A 26407-nucleotide genomic window follows, 5' to 3' on the forward strand; every position below is an offset into this window, starting at 1 on the left:
TAGGATCGCCACGGCGGCGTTTTGGCGCTGCCGCGTTCGATTTGCGGTCATGCCGGCCGTGCAGCATCGGTTGGTTTCATGGCGCCCCAGCCTCCTTCTTCGGATGATCAGAATCCCGTTCCCGCGGATGATCCTGAGCGCGTGAAGAAACTCGCGTCCGAGGCTGCTGCGCCCATTGCCGGCGGCAAAACGGCCGGCACGCCCCCGGACGATGACAAGGACGAGGAAAAGGACGAGCTGGAGCTCGACGACGATGATGATGAGGAGGACCTCGTCGTCTTCACCGCCAAAGAAGCCGCCGGCGCGCTGGCGACCATCCTCGGCTTCGTCAGGCCGTATCTCGGCAATTACAGGAAACTGGTCGCCTTCGTGACCTTCGGCGTTCTCGTCGAGACGCTGTTCAACGTCATCATGCCGCTGAGCCTGAAATTCCTGATCGACGACGCGCTCGGGGAGGAGGATTTCCAGGCGCTCTACAAGATCCTGGGCGTACTCGCGGTCGCCGGCATTATCACGTCGATCATCGCGGTCTGGTACGAGCGCTGGGACGCGCGGCTCGCCGCCTGCATCATTGCCGATGTGCGGACAAGGCTGTTCGAGCACGTCCAGAATCTGCCGTCTTCTTATTTCGCGCGCACCAAGCGCGGCGAAATCCTTTCGCGCTTCTCGATCGACCTTGCGGCCTTCGAAGGCTCGGTCAAAACCTTTGCCAACAGCGCCGCTCTGCCGTTCCTAGAATTGGTCGCCGGCATCATCCTGATGCTGTTCCTGAACTGGCAGCTTGCGGCGGTGGCGCTATTGGTATTCCCGATCACCCTGATCGGGCCGCGCATTCTCACGCCGAAGGCGGTGCAGGCGAATTACGAGCAGAAGCTGAACGAGGCCGCTTTGCTCGCCACTGTGCAGGAAAACGTGGCGGCGCAGGCGGTGATCAAGGCGTTCAGCCTGCAGCGCCGCACGCTCGGCTGGTTCACGATGCGCAACCAGGATGTACGCATCAAAACAGCGTCCGCCGTATTCCTTTCCACCATGGTGGAGCGCACCGTCACCATTTCCGTGCTGCTGTTGCACCTCGTGGTGCTCGCGATCGGCGCCTATCTTGCCACCAAGGGCCAGATCACCATCGGCACGTTCGTCACCTTCGAAAGCGCATTTTGGGAGGTGTCCTACAACATCGCGCATCTCATGCATTTCATTCCGGTGTCGATTCAGTCGGCGGCGGCCGTGCGGCACATCCAGGAACTGCTTGATGAGCCGACCCGCGGCGCCGACCGGCCGGGCGCGCCGGATTTGCCGCCGCTCACCAACGACATCTCCTTCGAGCGCGTCACCTTTGCCTATGAAGGCAGCCAGACGCCGGTGCTCGACAATTTCAGCCTCAAGCTCGATGTCGGCAAGCGCATCGCGATCGTCGGCCCCAGCGGCTCAGGCAAGAGCACGCTGCTCAATTTGATCCTGCGTCTTTACACGCCGGACGAGGGACGGGTGGCGATCGACGGCGTCGACATCCGCCGCGTCACCCGCGAATCGCTGCGCCGGGGCATGGCGGTGGTGTTCCAGGAGAACATGCTGTTCAACATGTCGATCCGCGAGAACATCCGGCTCGGCAAGGAAGGCGCCACCGACGAGGAGGTCGAGGAAGCCGCGCGCAAGGCGGAGATTCACCGCTACATCATGAGCCTGCCGCAGAAATACGACACGCCGGTGGGTGAGCGCGGCGACACGCTCTCAGGCGGCCAGCGCCAGCGCATCGCGATCGCGCGTGCGATCATCCGCAATCCTTCGCTGCTGCTGCTCGACGAAGCGACTTCGGCGCTCGACCAGACCACGGAAGCCGCGATCAACCGCACGCTTCTGAACGTGGCGGAGGGGCGCACCATGATCTGGTCGACGCATCGCCTCACATCGGTAGTCGAGATGGACGAGATCATCGTGATTTCAGGCGGCAAGGCGATCGAGCGCGGCTCGCATGCGCAATTGCTGGCGGCCAACGGCGTCTATCGCAAGCTCTGGGACGACCAGGGCCATACAGCGCACAACGCCGCGGCTCAGGCCGACGACGACAATGAAGAGGATGATGACGACGAGGATGATGACGAGGAGTGAGCAGGGCGGTGTAACCCGGCGCTGATCCGGCTCAGCACCGCGCCGAGATCGTGTCGCCGGTGGACAAGGCGATCTTCTGCCGCTCCACGCCGGTCGAGACATCGACTGCCTTGGTGTAGACGAGTTCGGCGGGAGGCGGGATTTCGGCGCTGATAGCGCCGATCAGCGCGTCGTACATGATGCCGTATTGGCGGCTCGGCTTCTTGTCGAGCAGGTAGCCGAATCGCGCGATCCAGTTTTCACCGTCATGGGTGGCCGAGCGCAGCACCGAATCGGCGATTCCGGTCTGGTAGAACCGGCCGACCCGCTCGTCGCCGCTGATTTTTCGACGCGGAAGAAGGGATAGACCTGATGCGGGTCGATCAGATGGTCGGAATTCCCGCGCGCCCGAGCATGGCGGCGGGTCGAGCCGGCGAGGCCGCCCCCGATGATCGCAATGTCGTGTATTTCATCTGGAATCTCAGCCGGCGTGCGACATTTTTGCACCCGGAAAGGCAAACAAATGCTTAGCTGGCTGCCGGACTGCTATTTCTTGGTGTATTTACCCGGATAAAATTTGGGGTTGGGGAGAGGCGGCCAAAGGCAGGCGTGTCACAATTTCGGGCTTTCCGAATTTGCGGCAAACGCTGAATCCGCAGCCAGCATAGGCGTTTCCAGCGTTCTCCTTTTGCTTGACTTAGCTATCCACCGCTTATAGAAGACGCCCACTTAACGACAGGCGGTGAGCAACGCCAGCGTCGGAACGGAACACCCATCAAATCCTTATTGGACTGGACGGGCACCAACCTCGACGAATGCCGCTCAAACGCTGTCGATCATACTGCTAGGCAATGCCAGGACGATTTTAGTTCTCTTGAGCGCGTCCTCTTGAGAGTGAACTCGGATGCATGACCTCGATGGTGGGCCGGACGGCGAAAGCTGATCGGTCTTCGGTTGCGGTCCTCTGTGGCGTCGAAGCGCTTTCCGCTCAGCGATGGGTGGTTGGCGCGATTTCGTTTTGCGCGAATGTTTTTTATTCGCGCAGGGCGGGCCGAACGGAACGGCTAGTTCCGAGAAGAATTTGCGAGATCATCAAGGTTTCGCGCGAACTAAAGGGTGAAGGCTGACATGCCGACGATCAACCAGCTGATCGCAAATCCGCGCGTAGTGCAGAAGTCGCGCAAGAAGGTGCCGGCGCTGCAGCAGTCGCCGCAAAAGCGTGGCGTTTGCACGCGCGTCTACACCACGACCCCGAAGAAGCCGAACTCGGCGCTTCGTAAGGTCGCCAAGGTGCGCCTGACCAACGGCTTCGAGGTGATCGGCTACATCCCGGGTGAGGGTCATAACCTGCAGGAGCACTCGGTCGTCATGATCCGCGGCGGTCGCGTCAAGGACTTGCCCGGCGTGCGCTACCACATCCTCCGCGGCGTCCTCGATACCCAGGGCGTCAAGAACCGTAAGCAGCGTCGTTCGAAGTACGGCGCGAAGCGTCCGAAATAAGCGGGAACCGACAAGATGTCTCGTCGCCACTCTGCCGAAAAGCGTGAAGTCAACCCGGATCCGAAGTTCGGGAACATCGTCATTACGAAGTTCATGAACTCGATCATGTACGACGGCAAGAAGTCCGCTGCCGAAAACATCGTCTACGGCGCGCTCGCCATGATCGAGGCCAAGACCAAGCAGGGGCCGCTCACGGTGTTCGAGCAGGCGCTGGAAAACGTCATGCCGACCATCGAAGTGCGGTCGCGCCGCGTCGGTGGCGCCACCTACCAGGTGCCGGTCGAGGTTCGCTCGACCCGCCGTCAGGCGCTGGGCATTCGCTGGATCATCACTGCAGCGCGCGAGCGCAACGAAAAGACGATGACGGAGCGGCTCTCGGCCGAGCTGCTCGACGCGTCGAACAACCGGGGGAACGCGGTCAAGAAGCGTGAAGACGTGCACCGGATGGCGGAAGCCAACCGTGCCTTCTCGCACTATCGCTGGTAACGGCGAAAATCGGAATCAAGGGAACAGACCATGCCCCGCCAACATGCCATCGAGGACTACCGCAACTTCGGTATCATGGCGCATATCGACGCCGGCAAGACCACGACCACCGAGCGCATCCTCTATTACACCGGCAAGAGCCACAAGATCGGCGAAGTGCACGAAGGTGCCGCGACGATGGACTGGATGGAGCAGGAGCAGGAGCGTGGCATCACGATCACCTCGGCTGCGACCACCGCGTTCTGGAACGGCAAGCGCCTGAACATCATTGACACCCCTGGCCATGTCGACTTCACCATCGAAGTCGAGCGCTCCCTTCGCGTGCTCGACGGCGCGGTATGCGTGCTCGATTCTAACCAGGGCGTTGAGCCGCAGACCGAAACTGTCTGGCGCCAGGGCGACAAGTACAAGGTTCCGCGCATCGTCTTCGCCAACAAGATGGACAAGACCGGCGCCGACTTCTTCAAGTGTCTCGCCGACATCGTCGACCGCCTCGGCGCCAAGCCGATCGCGATTCAGCTCCCCATTGGTGCGGAGAACAACTTCAAGGGTCTCGTCGACCTCGTGAAGATGAAGGGCATCATCTGGAACGATGAATCGCTCGGCGCCAAATTTGACTATGTCGACATCCCGGCCGACCTCGTCGACCAGGCCAAGGAATACCGCGAGAAGATGGTGGAAGCCGCCGTCGAGCTCGACGACGACGCCATGGCGGCTTACCTCGACGGCAAGGAGCCGGACGAGGCGACGCTGAAGCGTCTGATCCGTAAAGCTGTGCTGACCGGCGCATTCTATCCCGTGCTGTGCGGCTCGGCCTTCAAGAACAAGGGCGTGCAGCCGCTGCTCGATGCCGTCGTCGACTATCTGCCGTCGCCGCTCGACGTGCCCGCGATCAAGGGCACCGACGACAAGGGCAACGAGGTCGTGCGCAAGGCGGACGACAAGGAGCCGCTCGCGCTGCTCGCGTTCAAGATCATGGACGACCCCTTCGTCGGCACCATCACCTTCTGCCGTATCTATTCGGGCATCCTGCAGAGCGGCACCGGCGTCATCAACTCGACCCGCGAGAAGAAGGAGCGCATCGGCCGCATGCTGTTGATGCATGCGAACAACCGCGAAGACATCAAGGAAGCCTACGCCGGCGACATCGTCGCGCTGGCGGGTCTGAAGGAAGCGCGCACCGGTGACACGCTGTGCGATGCCAACAACCCGGTGATCCTCGAGAAGATGGAATTCCCGGAGCCGGTGATCGAAATCGCGATCGAGCCGAAGTCGAAGGCCGACCAGGAGAAGCTGGGCGTGGCGCTGGCCAAGCTCGCCGCGGAGGATCCGTCCTTCCGCGTGTCGACCGATCACGAGTCCGGCCAGACCATCCTCAAGGGCATGGGCGAACTCCATCTCGACATCAAGGTCGACATCCTCAAGCGCACCTACAAGGTCGACGCCAATATCGGCGCGCCGCAGGTGGCGTTCCGTGAGCGCATCACCAAGCGGGTCGAGCACAGCTACACCCACAAGAAGCAGACCGGCGGTACCGGTCAGTTCGCGGCCGTGACGCTCGTCGTCGAGCCGAACGAGCCCGGCAAGGGCTACGAGTTCGAATCGAAGATCGTTGGTGGTGCGGTGCCGAAGGAGTACATCCCCGGCGTCGAAAAGGGTCTCGAAAGCGTGCTTTCGTCCGGTGTGGTTGCGGGCTTTCCCGTGGTCGACGTCAAGGTGCAGCTCATCGACGGTAAGTTCCACGACGTCGACTCGTCGGCGCTGGCCTTCGAAATCGCCACGCGGGCCTGCTTCCGCGAGGCGCTGCAGATGGGCAAGTCCGTTCTGCTCGAGCCGATCATGAAGGTCGAAGTGGTGACCCCGGAGGACTATACTGGTTCGGTCATCGGTGACCTGAATTCCCGGCGCGGTCAGATTCAGGGCCAGGACATGCGTGGCAATGCCAACGTCATCAACGCGATGGTGCCGCTCATGAACATGTTCGGGTACGTGAATAACCTGCGCTCGATGAGCCAGGGACGCGCGACCTTCACGATGCAATTCGATCACTACGCCGAAGCACCGGCGAACGTGTCGGCAGAAGTCCAGAAGAAGTTTGCCTGATTGTCGTTGGTTGCAAGCTAACGACTGAACGGAGAGTCAAATGGCCAAAGCAAAGTTTGAACGTACTAAACCGCACTGCAACATCGGAACCATCGGTCACGTCGACCATGGCAAGACCTCGCTGACCGCAGCGATCACCAAGGTGCTGGCTGAGACCGGCGGTGCGACGTTCACGGCATACGACCAGATCGATAAGGCGCCGGAAGAGAAGGCGCGCGGCATCACCATCTCGACCGCTCACGTCGAGTACGAGACCAAGAACCGCCACTATGCTCACGTCGACTGCCCCGGCCACGCCGACTACGTGAAGAACATGATCACCGGTGCGGCGCAGATGGACGGCGCCATCCTGGTCGTGTCGGCCGCTGACGGCCCGATGCCGCAGACCCGCGAGCACATCCTGCTTGCCCGTCAGGTCGGCGTACCCGCGCTCGTCGTGTTCCTCAACAAGTGCGACATGGTCGACGATCCGGAACTGCTCGAGCTCGTCGAGCTCGAAGTCCGCGAGCTGCTCTCGAAGTACGAGTTCCCGGGCGACAAGATCCCGATCATCAAGGGCTCGGCGCTCGCCGCCCTCGAAGACAAGGACAAGAAGCTCGGCCACGACGCGATTCTCGAGCTGATGCGCAATGTCGACGAGTACATTCCGCAGCCGGAGCGTCCGATCGACCAGCCGTTCCTGATGCCGGTGGAAGACGTGTTCTCGATCTCGGGCCGCGGCACCGTCGTCACCGGCCGTGTCGAGCGCGGCGTGATCAAGGTCGGCGAGGAAATCGAAATCGTCGGTCTGCGCGACACCCAGAAGACCATCGTCACGGGCGTCGAAATGTTCCGCAAGCTGCTCGATCAGGGGCAGGCGGGCGACAACATCGGCGCGCTGCTCCGCGGCACCAAGCGCGAGGAAGTCGAGCGCGGCCAGGTGCTGGCGAAGCCGGGTTCGGTCAAGCCGCACACCAAGTTCAAGGCTGAGGCCTACATCCTGACCAAGGAAGAGGGCGGTCGTCACACCCCGTTCTTCACCAACTACCGGCCCCAGTTCTACTTCCGCACCACCGACGTGACCGGCGTCGTGCACCTGCCCGAAGGCACCGAGATGGTGATGCCGGGCGACAACATCGCGATGGAAGTGCACCTGATCGTGCCGATCGCGATGGAAGAGAAGCTGCGCTTCGCGATCCGCGAAGGTGGCCGCACCGTCGGCGCCGGCGTCGTCGCCGCCATCATTGAGTAAAAGCGAACAGGGAATAGCGAGTAGCGAGTGGATCGGCTCCATTCGCTATTCGCTGCTCACCACTCGCCCTACGCGACAAAGAAAGACAAACGGCAATGAACGGCCAAAATATTCGCATCCGTCTCAAGGCGTTCGACCATCGTATCCTCGATACGTCGACCCGCGAGATCGTGAACACGGCGAAACGTACCGGTGCCCAGGTTCGCGGACCCATTCCGCTGCCCACCCGCATCGAGAAGTTCACCGTCAACCGTTCGCCGCACGTCGACAAGAAGAGCCGTGAACAATTCGAGATGCGCACCCACAAGCGCCTTCTCGACATTGTCGACCCGACCCCGCAGACCGTCGATGCGCTCATGAAGCTCGACCTGGCCGCCGGTGTCGATGTCGAGATCAAGCTCTAATTTTCAGATCGTCCGACGTTAGCGGACAGAAAGAACAGGAAGCACGCCGATGCGCTCCGGAGTGATCGCACAAAAGGTCGGGATGACGCGGGTCTTTACGGAGACCGGCGAACATATCCCCGTGACCGTGCTGAAGCTGGGCAACTGCCAGGTGCTGGGCCACCGCACGAAAGAGAAGAACGGTTACGTCGCGCTGCAGCTCGGTGCCGGTACCCGCAAGACCGTCTATATGCCGAAGGCTGAACGCGGCCAGTTCGCGGTCGCTAAGGTCGAGCCGAAGCGGAAGGTCACCGAGTTTCGCGTGTCGGAAGACGCGCTGATTCCGGTCGGCGCCGAGATTCAGGCGGACCATTTCGTCGTCGGCCAGTTCGTCGACGTCACCGGCACCTCGGTCGGTAAGGGCTTTGCCGGCGGCATGAAGCGCTGGAATTTCGGCGGTCTGCGCGCCACCCACGGTGTCTCGATCTCGCACCGTTCGATCGGTTCGACCGGCGGACGCCAGGATCCCGGCAAGACCTTCAAGAACAAGAAGATGCCCGGTCACATGGGCGTCGACCGCATCACCACGCTGAACCTGCGCGTGGTGCAGACCGACGTCGAGCGCGGCCTGATCCTCGTCGAAGGCGCCGTTCCCGGCTCCAAGGGCGGCTGGATCGCGGTGCGCGACGCCATCAAGAAGCCGTTGCCGAAGGATGCTCCGAAGCCCGGCAAGTTCAAGGTCGCCGGCGGCGAGCAGGCTCAGGCTCCGGCCGAGCAGGAGGGCGCGTGAGATGGAACTGAAAGTCACGACCCTTGAAGGCAAGGAAGCCGGATCGGTCCAGCTCTCGGACGCGATTTTCGGTCTCGAGCCGCGCGCCGACATCATCCAGCGTTGCGTGCAATGGCAGCTCAACAAGCGCCAGGCCGGTACGCACAAGGCCAAGGGCCGCGCCGAAATCTGGCGCACCGGCAAGAAGATGTACAAGCAGAAGGGCACCGGCGGAGCCCGTCACGGTTCGGCTCGCGTGCCGCAGTTCCGCGGTGGTGGCCGCGCGTTCGGCCCCGTTGTTCGCTCTCACGCGACCGACCTGCCGAAGAAGGTGCGCGCGCTGGCGCTCAAGCATGCTCTGTCGGCGAAGGCCAAGGACGGCGGGCTGATCGTGATCGACAGCGCAGAGGTCAAGGAAGCCAAGACCAAGGCGCTGGTCGGCCACTTCTCAGGTCTCGGCCTGACCAATGCGCTGATCATCGATGGCGCTGAGCTGAACGCCGGTTTCGCGACCGCGGCCCGCAACATTCCGAATATCGACGTGCTGCCGATCCAGGGCATCAACGTCTACGACATTCTGCGTCGTCAGAAGCTGGTGCTGACGAAGGCGGCAGTCGATGCGCTGGAGGCGCGCTTCAAATGAAGAATATCGATCCGCGCCATTACGACGTGATCGTCGCACCCGTCATCACCGAAAAGGCGACGGTTGCGTCCGAGCACAACAAGGTCGTGTTCAAGGTCGCCAACAAGGCGACCAAGCCGCAAATCAAGGAAGCCGTCGAGAAGCTGTTCGACGTCAAGGTGAAGAGCGTGAACACGTTGGTCCGCAAGGGCAAGACCAAGGTGTTCCGCGGCAATTTCGGTTCGCAGTCGGACGTGAAGCGGGCGGTTGTGACCCTCGAAGAGGGCCACCGCATCGACGTCACCACCGGACTATAAGGCGACTTAAGCGATGGCATTGAAAACATATAATCCGACGACGCCAGGCCAGCGCCAGCTGGTGATGGTCGACCGTTCGGCCCTCTACAAGGGCAAGCCGGTGAAGGCGCTGACCGAGGGCAAGCTCGGCAATGGCGGCCGCAACAACACCGGCCGCATCACCGTGCGCTTCCGCGGCGGCGGCCATAAGAAGGCTTACCGCCTGGTCGACTTCAAGCGGAACAAGGTCGACGTGCCCGCCATCGTCGAGCGGCTGGAATACGATCCGAACCGCACCGCGTTCATTGCGCTGATCAAGTATCAGGACGGCGAGCAGGCCTACATCCTGGCGCCGCAGCGGCTCGCTGCGGGCGATACGGTCGTCGCCGGCAACCATGTCGACGTGAAGCCCGGCAATGTCATGCCGCTCGGCAACATGCCGGTCGGCACCATCGTCCACAACATCGAGATGAAGATCGGTAAGGGCGGCCAGATCGCGCGTTCGGCCGGCACCTACGCTCAGATCGTCGGCCGCGACCAGGAGTACGTCATTCTGCGCCTGAACTCGGGCGAGCAGCGCCTGGTGCACGGCCGTTGCCGCGGCACCATCGGTGCGGTGTCGAACCCCGACCACATGAACATCTCGATCGGCAAGGCCGGCCGCACCCGCTGGATGGGCTGGCGCCCGCATAACCGCGGCGTCGTCATGAACCCGATCGATCACCCGCATGGCGGCGGCGAAGGCCGCACCTCGGGCGGCCGCCACCCGGTCACCCCGTGGGGCAAGCCGACCAAGGGCAAGAAGACCCGGTCGAACAAGTCGACCAACCGATTCATCCTCCTAAGCCGCCACAAGCGGAAGAAGTAAGGAACGCCGGACATGGTTCGTTCAGTCTGGAAAGGCCCGTTCGTCGAAGCCTCTCTGCTCAAGAAGGCAGATGCTGCGCGCGCGTCCGGCCGTCACGACGTCATCAAGATCTGGAGCCGCCGCTCGACCATCCTGCCGCAGTTCGTCGGCCTGACGTTCGGCGTCTACAACGGCCAGAAGCACGTGCCGGTCTCGGTCAACGAGGAAATGGTGGGTCACAAGTTCGGCGAGTTCTCGCCGACCCGCACCTTCCATGGCCACTCTGGCGACAAGAAAGCCAAGAAGGCTTGAGGAATAGACGATGAGCAAACCAAAGCGCGAACGTAGCCTCGCGGACAACGAGGCCAAGGCAGTCGCCCGGATGCTGCGCGTCAGCCCGCAGAAGCTCAATCTGGTCGCGCAGCTGATCCGCGGCCGGAAGGCGTCGGCAGCGCTCGCCGACCTGCAGTTCTCGCGCAAGCGGATCGCGGTCGACGTCAAGAAGTGCCTGGAATCGGCGATCGCGAATGCCGAGAACAACCATGACCTCGAGGTCGACGATCTCGTCGTTGCCGAGGCCCATGTTGGCAACGGCATCGTCATGAAGCGTTTTTCGCCGCGCGGCCGTGGCCGCTCGGGCCGTATCTATAAACCGTTCTCGCACCTGACCATCGTGGTTCGTCAGGTCGAGGCCGAGGCTGGCGCTTAAAGAGGGCGCAGGAGAAAACGATGGGTCAAAAGATCAATCCAATCGGGCTGCGTCTCGGCATCAACCGCACCTGGGATTCGCGCTGGTTCGCCGGCAAGAGCGAATACGGCAAGCTCTTGCATGAGGACGTCAAGATCCGCGAGATCCTGCACAAGGAGCTCAAGCAGGCGGCGGTGGCCCGCATCGTGATCGAGCGTCCGCACAAGAAGTGCCGTGTGACGATCCATTCGGCGCGTCCCGGTGTCGTGATCGGCAAGAAGGGCGCAGATATCGACAAGCTGCGCAAGCGCGTTGCCGACATCACGGCTTCCGACGTCGTCATCAACATCGTCGAAATCCGCAAGCCCGAGCTCGACGCCACGCTGGTCGCTGAATCGATCGCCCAGCAGCTCGAGCGCCGTGTTGCCTTCCGCCGCGCCATGAAGCGGGCGGTGCAGTCGGCAATGCGTCTCGGCGCCGAAGGCATCCGCATCAACTGCTCGGGCCGCCTCGGCGGCGCGGAAATCGCGCGCATGGAATGGTACCGCGAAGGCCGCGTACCGCTGCACACGCTGCGCGCCGACGTCGACTACGGCGTGGCGACGGCGTTCACGACGTTCGGCACCTGCGGCGTCAAGGTCTGGATCTTCAAGGGCGAAATCCTCGAGCACGATCCGATGGCCCAGGACAAGAAGATGGCCGAGGGCGAGGGTGGTTCGCGTCCGCGCCGCGACGCTGCCGCAGCGTGAGAAATTAGAGAAGGTTTGAGGGCTTAAAGCCATGATGCAACCAAAGAAAACGAAGTTCCGGAAGGCGCATAAGGGCCGTATCCACGGCGTTGCGTCTTCAGGTGCGACGTTGTCGTTCGGTCAGTTCGGCCTGAAGGCGATGGCGCCCGAGCGCGTCACCGCCCGCCAGATCGAAGCCGCGCGCCGCGCGCTGACCCGTCACATGAAGCGCGCCGGCCGCGTCTGGATCCGCGTATTCCCTGACGTGCCGGTGTCGAAGAAGCCCGCCGAAGTCCGCATGGGCTCGGGCAAGGGCACGCCGGAACTGTGGGTGGCGCGGGTCAAGCCCGGCCGTGTGATTTTCGAGATCGACGGCGTCAACGTGCAGACCGCGAGAGAAGCGCTTACGCTCGCCGCCGCCAAGCTGCCGATCAAGACGCGCTTCGTCGCGCGCATTGCGGAGTAATTGTCATGGCCCCGATGAAAGTGGAAGACATCCGCGCGATGAGCGACGACCAGAGGGAGGAGGCCGTCCTCAATCTGAAGAAGGAACGTTTCAACTTGCGTTTCCAGCGCGCCACCGGGCAGCTGGAGAACACCTCGCGTCTGCGCGAAACGCGCCGCGACATTGCCCGCATCAAGACCATCGCCGCGCAGCTTCGCGCGAAGAAGAAGTAAGGGGCCGCCTATGCCGAAACGTACCCTCCAGGGCGTGGTCGTGAGCGACAAGCAAGCCAAGACGGTGGTGGTGCGCGTCGATCGCCGCTTCACCCATCCGATCTACAAGAAGACGATCCGCCGTTCCAAGAACTACCACGCGCACGACGAGAACAACGAGTTCAAGCCGGGCGACGTGGTGTGGATCGAGGAAAGCAAGCCGATCTCGAAGTTGAAGCGCTGGACCGTGGTCCGGGGCGAGCAGAAGAAAACCGCCTGATAACTTCGGCTCAGTCGAAGTAATTCAGGAAAATTTTGAGCGCGATAGAGCGCAGAAAGAGGACGAGGTGCATCAATGATTCAGATGCAGACCAACCTCGACGTGGCCGACAATTCCGGCGCACGCCGTGTCATGTGCATCAAGGTGCTGGGGGGCTCCAAGCGCCGCTATGCCACCGTGGGCGACGTTATCGTCGTGTCGATCAAGGAAGCGATCCCGCGCGGCAAGGTGAAGAAGGGCGACGTGATGAAGGCCGTCGTGGTTCGGGTCCGCAAGGATATCCGCCGCGCCGACGGCTCGGTCATCCGCTTCGATCGCAACGCCGCCGTCTTGATCAACAACCAGTCGGAGCCGGTCGGCACGCGTATCTTCGGGCCCGTGCCGCGCGAGCTGCGCGCCAAGAACCACATGAAGATCATCTCGCTTGCGCCGGAGGTGCTGTGATGGCTGCCAAGATCCGCAAGGGTGACAAGGTGATGGTGCTGACCGGCCGCGATAAGGGCCGGACCGGCGAAGTGTATGAGGTCCGCCCTGCCGACAACACGGCGCTGGTGCGCGGCATCAACATGGTGAAGCGTCACCAGAAGCAGACCCAGAATCAGGAAGGCGGCATCATCTCCAAGGAGTCGCCGATCCACCTGTCCAACATCGCCTATGTCGGCAAGGACGGAAAGCCGACCCGCGTGGGCTTCAAAATTCAGGCTGATGGCAAGAAGGTACGCATTGCCAAGAGCTCGGGAGCAGAGATCGATGGCTGATACCGCTTACGTGCCGCGCCTGCGCGCGGAGTATGACCGGACCATTCGTGGCCAGCTGACTGAGAAGTTCGGCTATGCCAACGTCATGCAGGTGCCGCGGCTGGACAAGGTCGTGCTCAACATGGGCGTCGGCGATTCCGTCAATGACCGCAAGAAGGCCGAAACCGCGGCTGCCGAATTGACGCTGATCGCCGGTCAGAAGGCGGTCGTGACCTATTCGCGGATCGCGATCTCGACCTTCAAGCTGCGCGAGAACCAGCCGATCGGCTGTAAGGTCACGCTGCGCAAGGCGCGGATGTACGAGTTCATCGATCGCCTGGTGAACGTGGCGCTGCCGCGCGTGCGCGACTTCCGTGGCCTCAACCCGAAGAGCTTCGACGGCCGCGGCAACTATTCGCTCGGCATCAAGGAGCACATCATTTTCCCCGAAATCGATTTCGATAAGGTTTCGGAAGCCCGCGGCATGGACATCACGGTCTGTACCACGGCCAAGACCGACGACGAGGCGCGCGCCTTGTTGACCGCTTTCAATTTCCCGTTCCGGCAGTGAGACGCCCTTAAAGCCTCTCAAACGCGGAAACCCAGGAGCCAAGCATGGCAAAGAAGAGTTCGATCGAGAAGAACAACCGGCGCAAGCGGATGGCCAAGAACGCCGCGCCTGCGCGCGCGAAGCTGAAGGCGATCATCGCCGACAAGACCAAGCCGATGGAAGAGCGGTTTGCGGCGACGCTGAAGCTCGCCCAGATGCCGCGCAATTCGTCGCCGACGCGCATCCGCAACCGCTGCGAACTGACCGGTCGTCCGCGCTCGAACTACCGCAAGAACAAGCTTTCCCGCATCGCGCTGCGTGAGCTCGGCTCCAAGGGCCTGGTTCCCGGGCTCGTCAAGTCGAGCTGGTAAGGAGGGTCGTCAGGATGTCAACGCACGATCCGATTTCCGATCTCATCACCCGCATTCGCAACGCGCAGATGCGTTCGAAGTCCAAGGTCACGAGCCCGGGCTCGAAGATGCGCGCCAGCGTGCTCGATGTGCTGAAGGCGGAGGGCTATATTCGCGGCTATGCCAGCGTCGAGCACGCCTCGGGCCGTAGCGAGCTCGAGATCGAGCTGAAATATTTCGATGGCGAGCCGGTCATCCGCGAGATCGAGCGGGTGTCCAAGCCGGGCCGCCGGGTTTACGCCTCGGTGAAGAACCTGCCGCGCGTGAACAACGGTCTCGGCATTTCGGTGTTGTCGACGCCGAAGGGAATCATGGCTGACCACGACGCGCGTGACGCGAATGTGGGCGGCGAAGTTCTCTTCACGGTGTTCTGAGGAAGGATTTTTAGCCATGTCACGTGTTGGCAAAAAGCCTGTCGCGATCCCGTCCGGTGTAACGGCGACCGTCGAAGGGCAGACCGTCAAGGTGAAGGGGCCGAAGGGCCAGCTTCAGTTCGTCGTGCATGACGACGTCGAGGTGAAGTTCGAGGGCGGGGCGGTCAAGGTCGCGCCGCGGTTCAAGACCAATCGCGCGCAGTCGATGTACGGCACCGCGCGCGCGCAGGTCGCAAACCTCGTCGAAGGCGTCACCAAGGGTTTCGAGAAGAAGCTCGAGATCACCGGCGTTGGTTACCGCGCCGCGATGCAAGGCAAGAACCTGCAGCTCGCGCTCGGCTACAGCCACGACGTCATCTATCCGATCCCGGAAGGCATCACCGTCGCGGTGCCGAAGCCGACCGAGATCACGATCACGGGCACCGATTCCCAGCGCGTCGGGCAGGTGGCCGCCGAGATCCGCGCCTACCGTCCGCCGGAACCCTACAAGGGCAAAGGCGTGAAGTACGCCAACGAATTCATCTTCCGCAAGGAAGGCAAGAAGAAGTAACGGAGCCGGTCATGTCACTGAAGGTCACGAATGCCCGGCGCAAGCAGCGCGTGCGCAACGCGCTGCGCCGGTCCGCCAATGGACGCCCGCGCCTGTCGGTGTTCCGTTCGTCGAAGCACATCTACGCCCAGGTCATCGACGACCAGAAGGGCGAGACGCTGGCTTCCGCCTCGTCGCTGGAAAAGGCCATGCGCGAGAGCGGCAATACGGGCGCCAACATCGATGCGGCCAAAGCCGTCGGCAAGCTGCTGGCGGAGCGCGCCGTCAAGAACGGCGTCAAGGAAGTGGTGTTCGATCGCGGCGGCTATCTCTACCACGGGCGCGTCAAGGCGCTCGCCGATGCAGCCCGCGAGAGCGGACTGAGCTTCTAACGAACCGGTTTGGACATTTACGAGGACAGGGGCTTTCTTCCCCTAAAGATTGGAAAACACCATGGCAGGTGAACGCGAACGCGGCGGACGCGAACGGAGCAGGGATCGCGAGGAGCGCGACAGCGAGTTCGTCGACAAGCTCGTCCACATCAATCGCGTGGCGAAGGTCGTCAAGGGCGGCAAGCGCTTCGGCTTTGCGGCGCTGGTCGTGATCGGCGACCAGAAGGGCCGGGTCGGTTTCGGCCACGGCAAGGCGCGCGAAGTGCCGGAGGCGATCCGCAAGGCGACGGAATCGGCGAAGCGCAACCTGACGCGCGTGGCGCTGCGCGAAGGCCGCACGCTGCATCACGACATCGCCGGCCGTCATGGCGCGGGCCGCGTCTATCTGCGTGCCGCTCCGGCCGGTACCGGCATCATCGCCGGCGGTCCGATGCGCGCGGTCTTCGAAACGCTCGGCATCCAGGACGTGGTGGCGAAGTCGATCGGCTCCTCGAATCCCTACAACATGGTTCGCGCGACCTTCAACGCGTTGAAGCATCAGGATTCGCCGCGCTCGGTTGCGGCGCGCCGCAACATCAAGGTGTCCACGCTGCAGTCGCGCCGCATCGGCGGCGACGCCGAGGCGGTGGCTGAATAACCGGCGCTGTTCAGACGCTTATTGGAGTTAAGACGATGGCCAAGGCCGCAAAGACGATCAAGGTCGAGCAGACCGGCAGCGCGATCCGCCGCCACCATTCGCAGCGTTCGACGCTGATCGGCCTCAAGCTCAACAAGATCGGCCGGATTGCCGAACTTCCGGATACGCCGGAGGTTCGCGGTATGATCACCAAGGTTCAGCATCTCGTCCGCGTCGTCGGCGAGAAGTAAGTCAGGCAAGACGGAAGCATGATCCCGAAAAGTGGGGACCGGTTTTCGGTCAAGATCATGCTTCAAGGATAAGGAAGCTAACGATGAAGCTCAGCGATATCGCCGACAACGCCGGCTCGCGCAAAAAGCGCATGCGCGTCGGCCGTGGCATCGGTTCGGGCAAGGGCAAGACCTCGGGCCGCGGCGGCAAGGGCCAGACCGCGCGTTCGGGCGTACGCATCAAGGGCTTCGAGGGCGGTCAGATGCCGATGCATCGCCGCCTGCCGAAGCGCGGCTTCAACAACATCTTCAAGCTCGACTTCGCCGAGGTCAATCTCGACCGCCTGCAGCAGGCGATCGACGCCAAGAAGATCGACGCCAAGGATACGGTTACCGCCGAATCGCTGGTGAAGGCTGGCGTGATCCGTCGCGCCAAGGACGGCGTGCGGCTGCTCGGCCGCGGCGAACTCAAGGCCAAGCTCGCGATCGAGGTGTACGGCGCCTCCAAGTCCGCGGTTGCGGCGGTTGAGAAGGCGGGCGGCTCGGTGAAGATTCTTGCCCCGGCCAAGAAGGAAGAAGGCGAGGCGGCGTAACATCTGCGTCATCGCCCGCGAAGGGCGGGCGATCCGCCTCGCGGATGATGGACTTATCGAAGCCGAGCACCAAATAATGTCCGGCGTCTGCCGATGGCCCCGGGAAGGGCCTCGGTCTCGGAGGCGACGGGAGAAAGCCTGAACATGGTCTCAGCAGCAGAACAACTTGCGGCAAACCTCAATTTCGGCGCTCTGGCGAAAGCCGACGAACTGAAGAAGCGCATCTGGTTTACGTTGGGTGCGCTGCTTGTTTATCGGCTCGGTACCTATATCCCGCTACCCGGCATCGACCCCAGCGCCTGGGAACAGGTGTTCAAGTCGCAGGCCGGCGGCATTCTCGGCATGTTCAACATGTTCGCCGGCGGCGGCATCAACCGCATGGCGATCTTCGCGCTGAACATCATGCCGTACATCTCGGCATCGATCATCATCCAGCTCCTGACCACGGTCTCCCCGCAGCTCGAAGCGCTGAAGAAGGAAGGCGAGGCCGGCCGCAAGACGCTGAACCAGTACACCCGCTATCTCACGGTGGTTCTGGCCACCTTCCAGGCCTACGGCATCGCCATCGGACTTCAGGGCGCCGGCAATGTCGTCAGCGAACCCGGCATGTTCTTCCTGCTTTCGACGACGATCACGCTGACCGGCGGCACCATGTTCCTGATGTGGCTCGGCGAGCAGATCACCTCGCGCGGCATTGGCAACGGTATCTCGCTGATCATTCTGGCCGGCATCGTGGCCGAGCTGCCCTCGGCGCTCGCCAACATGCTGGAACTGGGCCGGCAAGGCGCGCTGTCGACCGGCCTGATCCTGGTCGTGATCGTGATGGCGGTCGCCGTGATCGCCTTCATCGTGTTCATGGAGCGCGCGCAGCGGCGGCTTCTGATCCAGTATCCCAAGCGCCAGGTCGGCAACAAGATGTTCGAGGGCCAGTCCTCCCATCTGCCGCTCAAGCTCAACACCTCGGGCGTGATCCCGCCGATCTTCGCCTCGTCGCTGCTCCTGCTGCCTGCGACGGTCGCGAACTTCAATGCCGGCAAGGGGCCTGAATGGTTCCAGTGGCTGAACACCCAGCTCAGCCATGGCCGTCCGCTGTTTTTGATCCTCTATCTGGCGCTGATCGTGTTCTTCGCCTTCTTCTACACGGCGATCGTGTTCAACCCGACCGAGACCGCCGACAATCTGAAGAAGCACGGCGGCTTCATTCCCGGCATCCGCCCGGGCGAGCGCACCGCCGAATATATCGACTACGTGCTGTCGCGCATTACCGTGGTCGGTGCGATCTATCTGGCGATCGTCTGTCTGATTCCCGAAATCCTGATCTCCTACGCATCGGTGCCGTTCTACTTCGGCGGAACCTCGCTTCTGATCGTCGTCAGCGTGACCATGGATACGGTGGCGCAGGTGCAGGGTTATCTCTTGGCCCATCAGTATGAGGGGCTGATCAGGAAGTCGAAGCTGAGGGGCCGCCGCCGCTGATCAGCAGATAGGCATGGTCTGAAATTCCAATAAAGGTGTGCGGCATTCGCTCACCAAGCCGGGGGGCGAATAGTCATGAGATTGATCCTTTTGGGACCGCCGGGGTCGGGGAAGGGTACCCAGGCGCAGCGGCTGGTACAGCGCTATGGGATCGTGCAGCTCTCGACCGGCGAGATGCTGCGCGCCGCCGTGGCTGCCGAGACGCCGGTCGGGCTTAAGGCCAAGGACCTGATGGCCAACGGCCAGCTGGTGCCCGACGATGTCGTGGTCGGAATCATCTCTGACAGGATCGATCAGCCGGACGCCGCCAAAGGTTTCGTCCTCGATGGGTTCCCGCGTACGGTGCCGCAAGCCGAGGCGCTGGATGCGCTCTTGAAGAAAAAACACCTCAAGCTCGATGCCGTGGTCGAACTGCGCGTCAATGAGAGTGCGCTTTTGCAGCGCGTCGAAACCCGCGTCGCCGAGATGCAGGCGCGCGGCGAGGAGGTGCGTGTCGACGATACGCCGGAAGTGCTGATCAAACGCCTTGCCGCCTATCGCTCGCAGACCGAGCCGCTGATTCACTACTATTCGGAGCGGCGCAAGCTCGCCACCGTCGACGGGATGATGACGATCGAGCAGGTGACGCGCGAGGTTAACCGGATTCTGTCCGCCGTCGGCGCGCTGGAACCCAAGGCGGCCCCGGCCCGGAAGGCCAGGGGAGCCACCAGAAAGACCGCCAGGCCAGCGGGCAAGAAGGCCGCCAAAGCGGCTAAAAACACTCGCAAGACCGTTAAAACGACCTCCAGAGGGCCCAGGAAGGCCGTCAAGACGGCTGGTCGGAAGGCTGCCGTGGCCGCCAGGGGACGGGGCACCGCAAAGGCCAAAAAGGCGTTCAAACGGACCGCCCCGAAGGCGGCTAAAAAGGTCACGAAAAAGCGAGCTAAGCGTTAGAGGCGGTTGACGAAACCGAGTTGAATCCATTAATAAGCCCGCATCCAAGTCGGATAGTTTTATGACGATGCCGGGCCCCGAAGCAGATGAGGGGAGGGCGTCGTGTTCGCGTTTGCGGACACCTGCCCGAGTTAGCAAGAACATAGCCCGGTCCATGGGGGACCGGCGACAGGAGAGAAGTCCGTGGCCCGTATTGCCGGCGTGAATATCCCGACCAACAAGCGCGTCCTGATCGCGCTTCAGTACATCCATGGCATCGGCCAGAAGAATGCCGCCGACATCATGGAGAAGGTCAAGATCCCGCTCGATCGTCGCGTCAGCCAGCTGAGCGACCAGGAAGTCCTGCAGATCCGCGAAGTGATCGACCGCGACTATCTGGTCGAAGGCGACCTTCGCCGTGAGACCGGCATCAACATCAAGCGGCTGATGGACCTCGGCTGCTATCGCGGCCTGCGTCATCGCCGCGGCCTGCCGGTGCGCGGCCAGCGTACCCACACCAATGCGCGCACGCGCAAGGGCCCGGCCAAGGCGATCGCCGGCAAAAAGAAGTAATTAAGCGAACAGCGGATGGGGAGTAGCGAATGGTTCTATTCGCCACTCACCATTCGTCTTTTAGGTGTAGCCGCTGGCAGTACGGCGGCGCTTGAGATCACAGGAAGGTTTAGATTAATGGGCAAGGAAGCCACCCGCGTACGCCGCCGCGAACGCAAGAACATCGCCTCCGGCATCGCGCATGTGAATTCGTCTTTCAATAACACGACCATCACCATCACCGATGCGCAGGGCAACACCATTGCCTGGTCGTCGGCCGGCACGATGGGCTTCAAGGGCTCGCGCAAGTCGACCCCCTACGCCGCGCAGGTCGCGGCCGAAGACGTTTCCAAGAAGGCGCAGGAACACGGCATGCGCACGTTGGAAGTGGAAGTTGCCGGCCCCGGTTCGGGCCGCGAATCGGCGCTTCGTGCGCTGCAGGCGGCGGGCTTCACCGTCACGTCGATCCGCGACGTGACCACGATCCCGCACAATGGTTGCCGTCCGCGCAAGCGCCGGCGCGTTTGATGTTCGATTGCGGGCGGTTCTGCCGCCCGCGATTGTTTTTTGGAATTTTCCGCGGACTGATCCGCGATCTCCAACGCCAGTGATCGGAATACCCATCGACTGGCACATGGGTGACAAAGTGACGATCCAGAAAAATTGGCAAGAACTCATTCGACCGAACAAGCTGCAGGTAACGCCGGGCTCCGACACGACCCGGTTTGCGACCGTCGTCGCCGAGCCGCTCGAGCGCGGTTTCGGCCAGACGCTCGGTAACGCGCTGCGTCGTATCCTGTTGTCGTCGCTGCAGGGCGCCGCCGTGCAGTCGGTACATATTGACGGCGTGCTGCACGAGTTCTCTTCGATCGCTGGCGTTCGCGAGGACGTCACCGACATCGTGCTCAACATCAAGGACATCTCGATCAAGATGCAGGGCGAAGGCCCCAAGCGCATGGTCGTGAAGAAGTCGGGTCCCGGCGTCGTCACGGCCGGCGACATCCAGACCGTCGGCGATATCGTCGTGCTCAATCCCGAACTGCAGCTCTGCACGCTGGACGAGGGCGCGGAAATCCGCATGGAGTTCACGGTCGCTGCCGGCAAGGGCTATGTTGCCGCCGAGCGTAACCGCCCCGAGGACGCGCCGATCGGCCTGATTCCGGTCGACAGCCTGTTCTCGCCCGTGCGCAAGGTCTCTTACAAGGTCGAGAACACCCGCGAGGGCCAGATCCTCGATTACGACAAGCTGACCATGACGATCGAGACCAACGGCGCGATCACGCCGGAGGACGCGGTGGCCTATGCCGCTCGCATCCTGCAGGATCAGCTCAACGTCTTCGTGAACTTCGAAGAGCCGCGCAAGGAAGTCGCCCAGGAGATCATCCCCGATCTCGCCTTCAACCCGGCCTTCCTCAAGAAGGTGGACGAACTCGAACTGTCGGTGCGTTCGGCAAACTGCCTGAAGAACGACAACATCGTCTATATCGGCGACCTCGTGCAGAAGAGCGAAGCGGAAATGCTCCGCACCCCGAACTTCGGCCGCAAGTCGCTGAACGAGATCAAGGAAGTGTTGGCCCAGATGGGTCTGCATCTCGGCATGGAAGTGCCGGGCTGGCCGCCAGAGAATATCGACGAGCTCGCCAAGCGCTTCGAGGATCACTACTAAGGATTCGTCATTCCGGACGTCGCGAAGCGGCGATCCGGAATCCCGAGATTCGGGGTTCGTGCTTTCGCGCGCCTCGAAATGACAGGGCGAACGCAGGAAGCCCACCTGAGAAACTTGTCGCTGAACCACCGCGACAGAATTGAAGAAGGAATACTCCAATGCGTCACGGCAAGGTTCATCGCAAGCTCAACCGCACCGCCGAGCATCGCCGCGCGATGTTCGCCAATATGTGCGCCGCGCTGATCAAGCACGAGCAGATCGTCACCACGCTGCCGAAGGCCAAGGAATTGCGCCCGATCGTGGAGAAGCTGGTCACCCTTGGCAAGAAGGGCGGTCTCGCCATGCGCCGCCAGGCGATCTCAGAGATGCGCGACGTCGATCAGGTCAAGAAGCTGTTCGACACGCTGGCGCCCCGCTACAAGGACCGCCAGGGCGGCTATACCCGCATCATAAAGGCGGGCTTCCGCTACGGCGACAACGCCCCGATGGCCGTGATCGAATTCGTCGACCGCGACGTCGACGCCAAGGGTCAGGACTCCGGTCCGGTGGAGGAGAAGTCCGCCGAAGCGGCGTAAGTTTTCCAAATCGCAGGTTTCAAAAGCGGCGCCGCGGGCGCCGCTTTTTTTATTTATCGTTCAAACGTGTACGATCTTCCAAACTGATCCAATGCGGTGTGACAATCGCAGGAGCATCATTGGAGTGCGCTGAATGAGTGCATCGGAATTGAAGGTCGCTTATGAGGCCGATGATGATGGGACTGGCAAGATCATCGCGACAGTGAAATCAGGTGAATTCTCGGCGCGGGGGCAGCGTGGTTTAATCCAGACGACGTGATGCGAACTTTCGTCGCCGCCCTCAGATCTTTTCCGCTGACGGCGACCACACCAGCGCTCATCGAAGATGGCATCTGGAGCAAGGAGAATCCAGCAAGTTTGGAGCAAGGCCACCTCAGGATTGCTGTCAAACCATACGACAGCCGTGGAACGCTTCTCGTGCACGTTGACCTTTCGTCGGAGGTCTGGACAGCGCGTGATGCTGATCTCCAGAATTTGGCTACTATTCGTTTCACGACCGAGTATGCCGCTGTCGATAGGTTCGCCCAGGAGTTCGAGGAGGTCTTGGACGGTAAGCGAGATGTCGCGGTCTTGACCGGAGCCAAGAGCTAAGGAACCGCTCGCCGGGCGAGGCTTTCATAGGAACCGTCCAGGGACGCAGACGTTCAACATGCATGAGTAGGGCGTTCGTCAAAGATACCGAGGACGTCGAAGGTCTGCCTGACCGGCCAATCTCCGATCTTCCGAACGACGTGACGGCTGAAGGTCTCCGCCGGATTGAGCAGGCATTGGCCGCGGCCGAAGCGGCCCAGGCTGCGGCGCAATCCGCTGGCGATCGCGCAGCGCTGGCCAGCGCTCGCCGTGACTTCCGCTATTGGAATGCTCGCCGCGCCACGGCAAGGGTGGCGCCTGAGCCATCAGACAATTCCGTCGTGCGTTTCGGCCACACCGTCACCATCGTGCGCGAGGACGATCGGCGGCAGACCTTCCGAATCGTCGGCGAAGACGAGGCCGAGCCCGCGCAAGGGACGATCTCGCACGGATCGCCGCTGGCGCGGGCACTGTTCGGCAAGGGTGTTGGCGATGTCGTCGTCATCGCGGGCGGCGGAGCGGAGATCGTCGAAATCCGGTGATACGTAACACCGTCTGCGAGGGGCAGGATGTCAGCCTATGTTATTTCCGAGGTCGACGACGTGCGCGATCCGGCAGGGTTCGAGGTCTATCGCAGCCTCGCCGCGAAGACGATCGCGCATTATGGCGGCCGCTATTTGATCCGTGGCGGCGCCGCAAACTTGATCGAAGGCGGCCCGCCGCCGAAAACCTTCATTGTCGTGGAGTTTCCGACGATGGAGCGCTTACGCGAATGGTACGCCTCGCCGGAATACGCCGAGGCACTGAAGGTGTGGCAGGCTGCGTTCGATCGGCGGCTGATCTTCGTTGAGGGCGTCCCGCCGGCGTGAGCGAAATGCGGCTTGAACTTGCCGTGCAATGCCGCGCTGCGAGCGCGCGCATCAAGGCGATATCGTTGTGCATTTAACGTGTTGCAATGCCGAATTCCGTCGGAACAACAGGTTGAAAAATCTGTTTTCTCGAAAGCCGCGCTGATGCGGTTTGAGGAGGAACTAGATGAAGAAGCTGTTCATACTTGCGGCGGCAGCATCGCTGGTTGCGACGATGGCCAACGCTCAAACTGTGACCACTGAGACCACGACCGGTGCTGCGGGCGCTACGATTCGGATCGAGCCGGAATACCGCACCCGGATTAAGAGCTATGTGACCGAGCACAAGGTCCGCCCGGTGGAAACACGTGAACGGATCGTGGTTGGTGCCAAGGTGCCTGCCGATGTGGAGCTCGCGCCGGTGCCTTCGGATTGGGGCCCGACGGTCACGAAGTATCGCTACGTCTATTCGAACGACCGCGTGATGCTGGTCGATCCTGCTACCCGCACCGTGGTGCATGAAATCGACTGACGCGATATCCAGGCGTTAAAAAGGGCCGCCATTTCGAGCGGCCCTTTTTTCGTTGTACTACCAATGACGCCAGTAGTGACGATGGTAAAACCGCGGACCATAGAACCGCGGGCCGCCATAGTAAGCGTACGCCGGACGATATACGCGGCGAACATAGGGCCCGCCGTAATATCCGCCATAGTAGGCTGGCGCATAAGCGTATCCGCCGTAGTAGGGGCCGTACGCCGGATAATAGCCTCCATAATATCCGTAAGGCCCGTAGGCGTAAGCGCTGGAAGCGATGCCGCCGATCACGGCGCCTGCGATCAGCCCGCCAGCCACGGCCGGGAAAAATCCGCCGCCGCGCCAGTGCGCTTCCGCCGGCGACGGTGCGGTTACCGCCGTCAAGCCCAGGACCGCAGCTGCGGCCAAAGCCAAAGGTGCCTTCCTCATGGATCACTCCTTTCCGTAACTTGACACTCGATAAACACGTTCGGGTGAAGTTCGTTGCTTGAGGCGCTGATCGCCAAGAGAGTTCACCCGCAAATTTAACTTTCATGAATAAGTATTCAGGGCGGATGTACGCGCCGCCGCCCTGAGAGGATCGCCAATTTCCTCCCGGTTTGGAACTCAATGCTGCGTGAACTTTTGTTCTGTGGCCGAGGCGAAGCGGCAGCGTCGAACGACGAGCGCGTCAGTCGAAGTCGAGAAAACCCGGCCGTGAGGAAATCGGCGGCTGACGGCGGAGCCAGGCGAGATCGGGGACAGGACGGGCCGTCTCCGGATTGGCGCCAAGCAGCGCCTCGATCTCGCGGGCCACCGACAGCGTCACGACATCGCCGCCGCGCGGGCCAATGATCTGGATGCCGAACGGCAGTCCGGCGCCATCGCGGCCGGCTGGGATCGCCACTGCCGGATGCCCGGCATTGGTTACGGCATAGGCCAGCGCCAGCCAGTGGAAATAGGTTTTCGTAGCTACGCCGTCGATCATGGCGGGGTAGAGCTCCGACCACGGCCGCGGGCTGATCGTGACTGCGGGGGCAATGACAAAATCGTGCGCGCCGAAGAATTGCTGCCAGCTCCGATAGAGCGCGGTCTGCAGCGAGAGCGCGCGTGCGACATCAAGGGCGGAATATCGAAGGCCCTCGGCGACGTTGTCGCGAATATTGGGACCGACCTTGTCAGGATATTTCTCGACGAGTTCGCGGTGACGGCCGAGGAACGCGACGGCGCGCAAAATCCGGAACACTTCGTCGGCGTGGCTGCAGTCGGGATGAGCCCATTCGAGGCTGCGGAAGACCGAACCGAATGTCGCGAGCTTCTTCCTGAACGTCTCGGCGATAGCGCGCTCCGTCGGCGCAAATCCGAAATCGGTTGTCGCCGCGATGCGCAAGGTGGCGAGATCGACCGCAGGCGGATTGCGATAATCGCTACTCACCGGCGTTCCGCCGGCGTGGAGAATTGTCGACAGCGGATCGCGCGCGTCGCGATCCAGCATGCAGGACAGCATCAGGCAGGCATCCGATACGGTTCTTGCCATCGGCCCAAGCTGCGAGATCTGCAGCCACGCCATGTTGCGGCTGTTGCTTGCGATCAGCCCGGGGGAGGGCCGGAAGCCGACGACACCGCAGAACGCGGCGGGGTTCCTGACCGAGCCGCCGGTGTCCGAGCCGGTCGCCAGCGGCACCATGCCGGTGGCGAGCGCCACCGCCGATCCACCGGACGAGCCGGCGGCGGAGCGTTCGGGATCGAACGGGTTGCCGGTGGCGCCATGAAGCGCGTTGCGGGTGTTGCCGCCCGCGCCCCATTCGGGGACGTTGGTCTTGCCGATGACGATGGCGCCGGCGCGCTTGAGCATCGCGACGATCGCTTCATCTTCGGCTGCAACATTGTCCGCAAACAGCACGCTGCCGAAACTCGTCGGCAGCCCCTTGGCGTCGATCAGGTCCTTGACGGCGAGCGGCAGCCCGTGCAGCGGTCCGAGATCGTCGCCGCGCATCATGGCGGACTCGCTCTCCCGCGCCGCCCCACGCGCCGCATCGAACGAGCGCGCGATGATCGCATTGACGGCGGGATCGATCTCCTCGATACGCCCAATACAACTGTCCATGAGTTCGACCGGCGAAAGCTTGCGCTCGCCGATCAGCGCCCGGGCGGTCACCGCGGGCAGATCGCACGGCTCGCTCATATC

The 26407-nt window shown here is 62.3% G+C and carries 39 protein-coding genes and 1 pseudogene; 37 read left to right on the forward strand and 3 right to left on the reverse strand.

Going from position 1 to position 26407, the window contains the following annotated elements; all coding sequences use genetic code 11:
- The first annotated feature begins 78 nt into the window (after positions 1–78).
- Positions 79–2106, forward strand: coding sequence for an ABC transporter ATP-binding protein (locus tag J6524_RS20175; RefSeq protein ID WP_225673639.1), 2028 nt, complete (start codon positions 79–81; stop codon positions 2104–2106).
- 37 nt (positions 2107–2143) lie between these two features.
- On the opposite strand, the pseudogene J6524_RS38025 reads toward J6524_RS20175, so the two are convergent.
- Positions 2144–2553, reverse strand: a pseudogene (locus tag J6524_RS38025) (FAD-dependent oxidoreductase); the annotation flags it as partial.
- Positions 2554–3213: 660 nt separating this feature from the next.
- Here J6524_RS38025 and rpsL point away from each other — a divergent pair.
- The 36 genes from rpsL (at position 3214) to J6524_RS20360 (ending at position 24237) form a co-directional block, all read left to right on the forward strand.
- Positions 3214–3585: a 30S ribosomal protein S12 gene (gene rpsL, locus J6524_RS20190; protein WP_008969396.1), complete on the forward strand. Its 372-nt coding sequence runs from the start codon at positions 3214–3216 to the stop codon at positions 3583–3585.
- 15 nt (positions 3586–3600) lie between these two features.
- Positions 3601–4071 carry a 30S ribosomal protein S7 gene (gene rpsG / locus J6524_RS20195; RefSeq protein WP_225673645.1) on the forward strand — a complete coding sequence of 157 codons (471 nt, stop codon included), beginning with the start codon at positions 3601–3603 and terminating at the stop codon, positions 4069–4071.
- Between the two features lie 30 nt (positions 4072–4101).
- Complete coding sequence (gene fusA, locus J6524_RS20200; RefSeq protein ID WP_225673647.1) at positions 4102–6174, forward strand: elongation factor G; 2073 nt, start codon at positions 4102–4104, stop codon at positions 6172–6174.
- 40 nt (positions 6175–6214) lie between these two features.
- Complete coding sequence (tuf, locus tag J6524_RS20205) at positions 6215–7405, forward strand: elongation factor Tu (RefSeq protein WP_225673649.1); 1191 nt, start codon at positions 6215–6217, stop codon at positions 7403–7405.
- 95 nt (positions 7406–7500) lie between these two features.
- Positions 7501–7809, forward strand: coding sequence for a 30S ribosomal protein S10 (rpsJ, locus tag J6524_RS20210; RefSeq protein ID WP_002712302.1), 309 nt, complete (start codon positions 7501–7503; stop codon positions 7807–7809).
- A 49-nt stretch (positions 7810–7858) separates the two neighbouring features.
- Positions 7859–8578 carry a 50S ribosomal protein L3 gene (gene rplC / locus J6524_RS20215; protein WP_225673651.1) on the forward strand — a complete coding sequence of 240 codons (720 nt, stop codon included), beginning with the start codon at positions 7859–7861 and terminating at the stop codon, positions 8576–8578.
- Between the two features lies 1 nt (position 8579).
- Positions 8580–9200 carry a 50S ribosomal protein L4 gene (rplD, locus tag J6524_RS20220; RefSeq protein ID WP_225673653.1) on the forward strand — a complete coding sequence of 207 codons (621 nt, stop codon included), beginning with the start codon at positions 8580–8582 and terminating at the stop codon, positions 9198–9200.
- Complete coding sequence (locus J6524_RS20225; RefSeq protein ID WP_225673655.1) at positions 9197–9496, forward strand: 50S ribosomal protein L23; 300 nt, start codon at positions 9197–9199, stop codon at positions 9494–9496. The genes rplD and J6524_RS20225 overlap by 4 nt, the downstream gene beginning before the upstream one ends.
- A gap of 13 nt (positions 9497–9509) precedes the next feature.
- Entirely contained in the window at positions 9510–10343 is an 834-nt protein-coding gene (rplB, locus tag J6524_RS20230) for a 50S ribosomal protein L2 (protein WP_225673657.1), read from the forward strand.
- Positions 10344–10355: 12 nt separating this feature from the next.
- Complete coding sequence (rpsS, locus tag J6524_RS20235; RefSeq protein ID WP_024509042.1) at positions 10356–10634, forward strand: 30S ribosomal protein S19; 279 nt, start codon at positions 10356–10358, stop codon at positions 10632–10634.
- Between the two features lie 10 nt (positions 10635–10644).
- Complete coding sequence (rplV, locus tag J6524_RS20240; protein WP_225673659.1) at positions 10645–11031, forward strand: 50S ribosomal protein L22; 387 nt, start codon at positions 10645–10647, stop codon at positions 11029–11031.
- A gap of 20 nt (positions 11032–11051) precedes the next feature.
- Positions 11052–11759 (forward strand): 30S ribosomal protein S3, encoded by a 708-nt coding sequence (rpsC, locus tag J6524_RS20245; RefSeq protein ID WP_225673661.1) that lies wholly within the window; start codon positions 11052–11054, stop codon positions 11757–11759.
- A gap of 31 nt (positions 11760–11790) precedes the next feature.
- Entirely contained in the window at positions 11791–12204 is a 414-nt protein-coding gene (rplP, locus tag J6524_RS20250; RefSeq protein WP_225673663.1) for a 50S ribosomal protein L16, read from the forward strand.
- Positions 12205–12209: 5 nt separating this feature from the next.
- On the forward strand, positions 12210–12416 hold the full coding sequence (gene rpmC / locus J6524_RS20255) for a 50S ribosomal protein L29 (protein ID WP_225673665.1): 207 nt from the start codon (positions 12210–12212) through the stop codon (positions 12414–12416).
- Between the two features lie 10 nt (positions 12417–12426).
- Positions 12427–12675 (forward strand): 30S ribosomal protein S17, encoded by a 249-nt coding sequence (gene rpsQ / locus J6524_RS20260; protein WP_011473866.1) that lies wholly within the window; start codon positions 12427–12429, stop codon positions 12673–12675.
- Positions 12676–12750: 75 nt separating this feature from the next.
- Positions 12751–13119 (forward strand): 50S ribosomal protein L14, encoded by a 369-nt coding sequence (rplN, locus tag J6524_RS20265; protein WP_011473865.1) that lies wholly within the window; start codon positions 12751–12753, stop codon positions 13117–13119.
- The gene (gene rplX, locus J6524_RS20270) at positions 13119–13433 is read left to right on the forward strand and encodes a 50S ribosomal protein L24 (protein WP_225673667.1); all 315 of its coding nucleotides are present in this window, start codon (positions 13119–13121) and stop codon (positions 13431–13433) included. Before rplN ends, rplX begins: the two co-directional genes overlap by 1 nt.
- Entirely contained in the window at positions 13426–13983 is a 558-nt protein-coding gene (rplE, locus tag J6524_RS20275) for a 50S ribosomal protein L5 (RefSeq protein WP_225673668.1), read from the forward strand. Before rplX ends, rplE begins: the two co-directional genes overlap by 8 nt.
- A 44-nt stretch (positions 13984–14027) precedes the next feature.
- Positions 14028–14333 carry a 30S ribosomal protein S14 gene (gene rpsN, locus J6524_RS20280; protein WP_225673670.1) on the forward strand — a complete coding sequence of 102 codons (306 nt, stop codon included), beginning with the start codon at positions 14028–14030 and terminating at the stop codon, positions 14331–14333.
- Between the two features lie 14 nt (positions 14334–14347).
- A complete protein-coding gene (gene rpsH / locus J6524_RS20285; protein ID WP_225673672.1) occupies positions 14348–14746 on the forward strand; it encodes a 30S ribosomal protein S8 in 399 nt (132 codons plus the stop codon).
- Between the two features lie 16 nt (positions 14747–14762).
- Complete coding sequence (gene rplF / locus J6524_RS20290) at positions 14763–15296, forward strand: 50S ribosomal protein L6 (RefSeq protein ID WP_225673674.1); 534 nt, start codon at positions 14763–14765, stop codon at positions 15294–15296.
- An 11-nt stretch (positions 15297–15307) separates the two neighbouring features.
- The gene (rplR, locus tag J6524_RS20295; protein ID WP_225673676.1) at positions 15308–15667 is read left to right on the forward strand and encodes a 50S ribosomal protein L18; all 360 of its coding nucleotides are present in this window, start codon (positions 15308–15310) and stop codon (positions 15665–15667) included.
- Between the two features lie 61 nt (positions 15668–15728).
- Positions 15729–16304: a 30S ribosomal protein S5 gene (gene rpsE / locus J6524_RS20300; protein WP_225673678.1), complete on the forward strand. Its 576-nt coding sequence runs from the start codon at positions 15729–15731 to the stop codon at positions 16302–16304.
- A gap of 35 nt (positions 16305–16339) precedes the next feature.
- The gene (gene rpmD / locus J6524_RS20305) at positions 16340–16534 is read left to right on the forward strand and encodes a 50S ribosomal protein L30 (protein ID WP_225673681.1); all 195 of its coding nucleotides are present in this window, start codon (positions 16340–16342) and stop codon (positions 16532–16534) included.
- 83 nt (positions 16535–16617) lie between these two features.
- Complete coding sequence (rplO, locus tag J6524_RS20310) at positions 16618–17106, forward strand: 50S ribosomal protein L15 (protein ID WP_225673683.1); 489 nt, start codon at positions 16618–16620, stop codon at positions 17104–17106.
- Between the two features lie 144 nt (positions 17107–17250).
- Positions 17251–18582, forward strand: a complete 1332-nt coding sequence (secY, locus tag J6524_RS20315; protein ID WP_225673685.1) for a preprotein translocase subunit SecY — start codon at positions 17251–17253, stop codon at positions 18580–18582.
- 75 nt (positions 18583–18657) lie between these two features.
- Entirely contained in the window at positions 18658–19515 is an 858-nt protein-coding gene (locus J6524_RS20320) for an adenylate kinase (protein ID WP_225673687.1), read from the forward strand.
- Positions 19516–19698: 183 nt separating this feature from the next.
- The gene (rpsM, locus tag J6524_RS20325; protein WP_225673689.1) at positions 19699–20067 is read left to right on the forward strand and encodes a 30S ribosomal protein S13; all 369 of its coding nucleotides are present in this window, start codon (positions 19699–19701) and stop codon (positions 20065–20067) included.
- A gap of 117 nt (positions 20068–20184) precedes the next feature.
- The gene (rpsK, locus tag J6524_RS20330; protein ID WP_006021048.1) at positions 20185–20574 is read left to right on the forward strand and encodes a 30S ribosomal protein S11; all 390 of its coding nucleotides are present in this window, start codon (positions 20185–20187) and stop codon (positions 20572–20574) included.
- Positions 20575–20680: 106 nt separating this feature from the next.
- Positions 20681–21712 (forward strand): DNA-directed RNA polymerase subunit alpha, encoded by a 1032-nt coding sequence (locus tag J6524_RS20335; RefSeq protein WP_225673691.1) that lies wholly within the window; start codon positions 20681–20683, stop codon positions 21710–21712.
- Positions 21713–21870: 158 nt separating this feature from the next.
- Positions 21871–22287, forward strand: a complete 417-nt coding sequence (rplQ, locus tag J6524_RS20340) for a 50S ribosomal protein L17 (protein ID WP_028349036.1) — start codon at positions 21871–21873, stop codon at positions 22285–22287.
- 133 nt (positions 22288–22420) lie between these two features.
- Positions 22421–22546 (forward strand): hypothetical protein, encoded by a 126-nt coding sequence (locus J6524_RS37395; RefSeq protein WP_283843329.1) that lies wholly within the window; start codon positions 22421–22423, stop codon positions 22544–22546.
- The gene (locus tag J6524_RS20345; RefSeq protein ID WP_225673693.1) at positions 22546–22878 is read left to right on the forward strand and encodes a hypothetical protein; all 333 of its coding nucleotides are present in this window, start codon (positions 22546–22548) and stop codon (positions 22876–22878) included. The genes J6524_RS37395 and J6524_RS20345 overlap by 1 nt, the downstream gene beginning before the upstream one ends.
- Positions 22879–22940: 62 nt before the next feature.
- On the forward strand, positions 22941–23399 hold the full coding sequence (greA, locus tag J6524_RS20350) for a transcription elongation factor GreA (protein ID WP_225673695.1): 459 nt from the start codon (positions 22941–22943) through the stop codon (positions 23397–23399).
- Between the two features lie 27 nt (positions 23400–23426).
- Positions 23427–23726, forward strand: coding sequence for a DUF1330 domain-containing protein (locus J6524_RS20355; protein ID WP_225673698.1), 300 nt, complete (start codon positions 23427–23429; stop codon positions 23724–23726).
- Positions 23727–23892: 166 nt separating this feature from the next.
- The gene (locus tag J6524_RS20360) at positions 23893–24237 is read left to right on the forward strand and encodes a DUF1236 domain-containing protein (protein ID WP_225673701.1); all 345 of its coding nucleotides are present in this window, start codon (positions 23893–23895) and stop codon (positions 24235–24237) included.
- A gap of 57 nt (positions 24238–24294) precedes the next feature.
- On the opposite strand, the gene J6524_RS20365 is transcribed toward J6524_RS20360, so the two are convergent.
- Positions 24295–24669, reverse strand: coding sequence for a hypothetical protein (locus J6524_RS20365; RefSeq protein WP_225673703.1), 375 nt, complete (start codon positions 24667–24669; stop codon positions 24295–24297).
- Between the two features lie 241 nt (positions 24670–24910).
- Positions 24911–26404, reverse strand: a complete 1494-nt coding sequence (locus tag J6524_RS20370) for an amidase (protein WP_225673705.1) — start codon at positions 26402–26404, stop codon at positions 24911–24913.
- Between the last annotated feature and the right edge of the window lie 3 nt (positions 26405–26407).

This window comes from Bradyrhizobium hereditatis, assembly GCF_020329435.1.
Classification (GTDB): Bacteria; Pseudomonadota; Alphaproteobacteria; order Rhizobiales; family Xanthobacteraceae; genus Bradyrhizobium; species Bradyrhizobium hereditatis.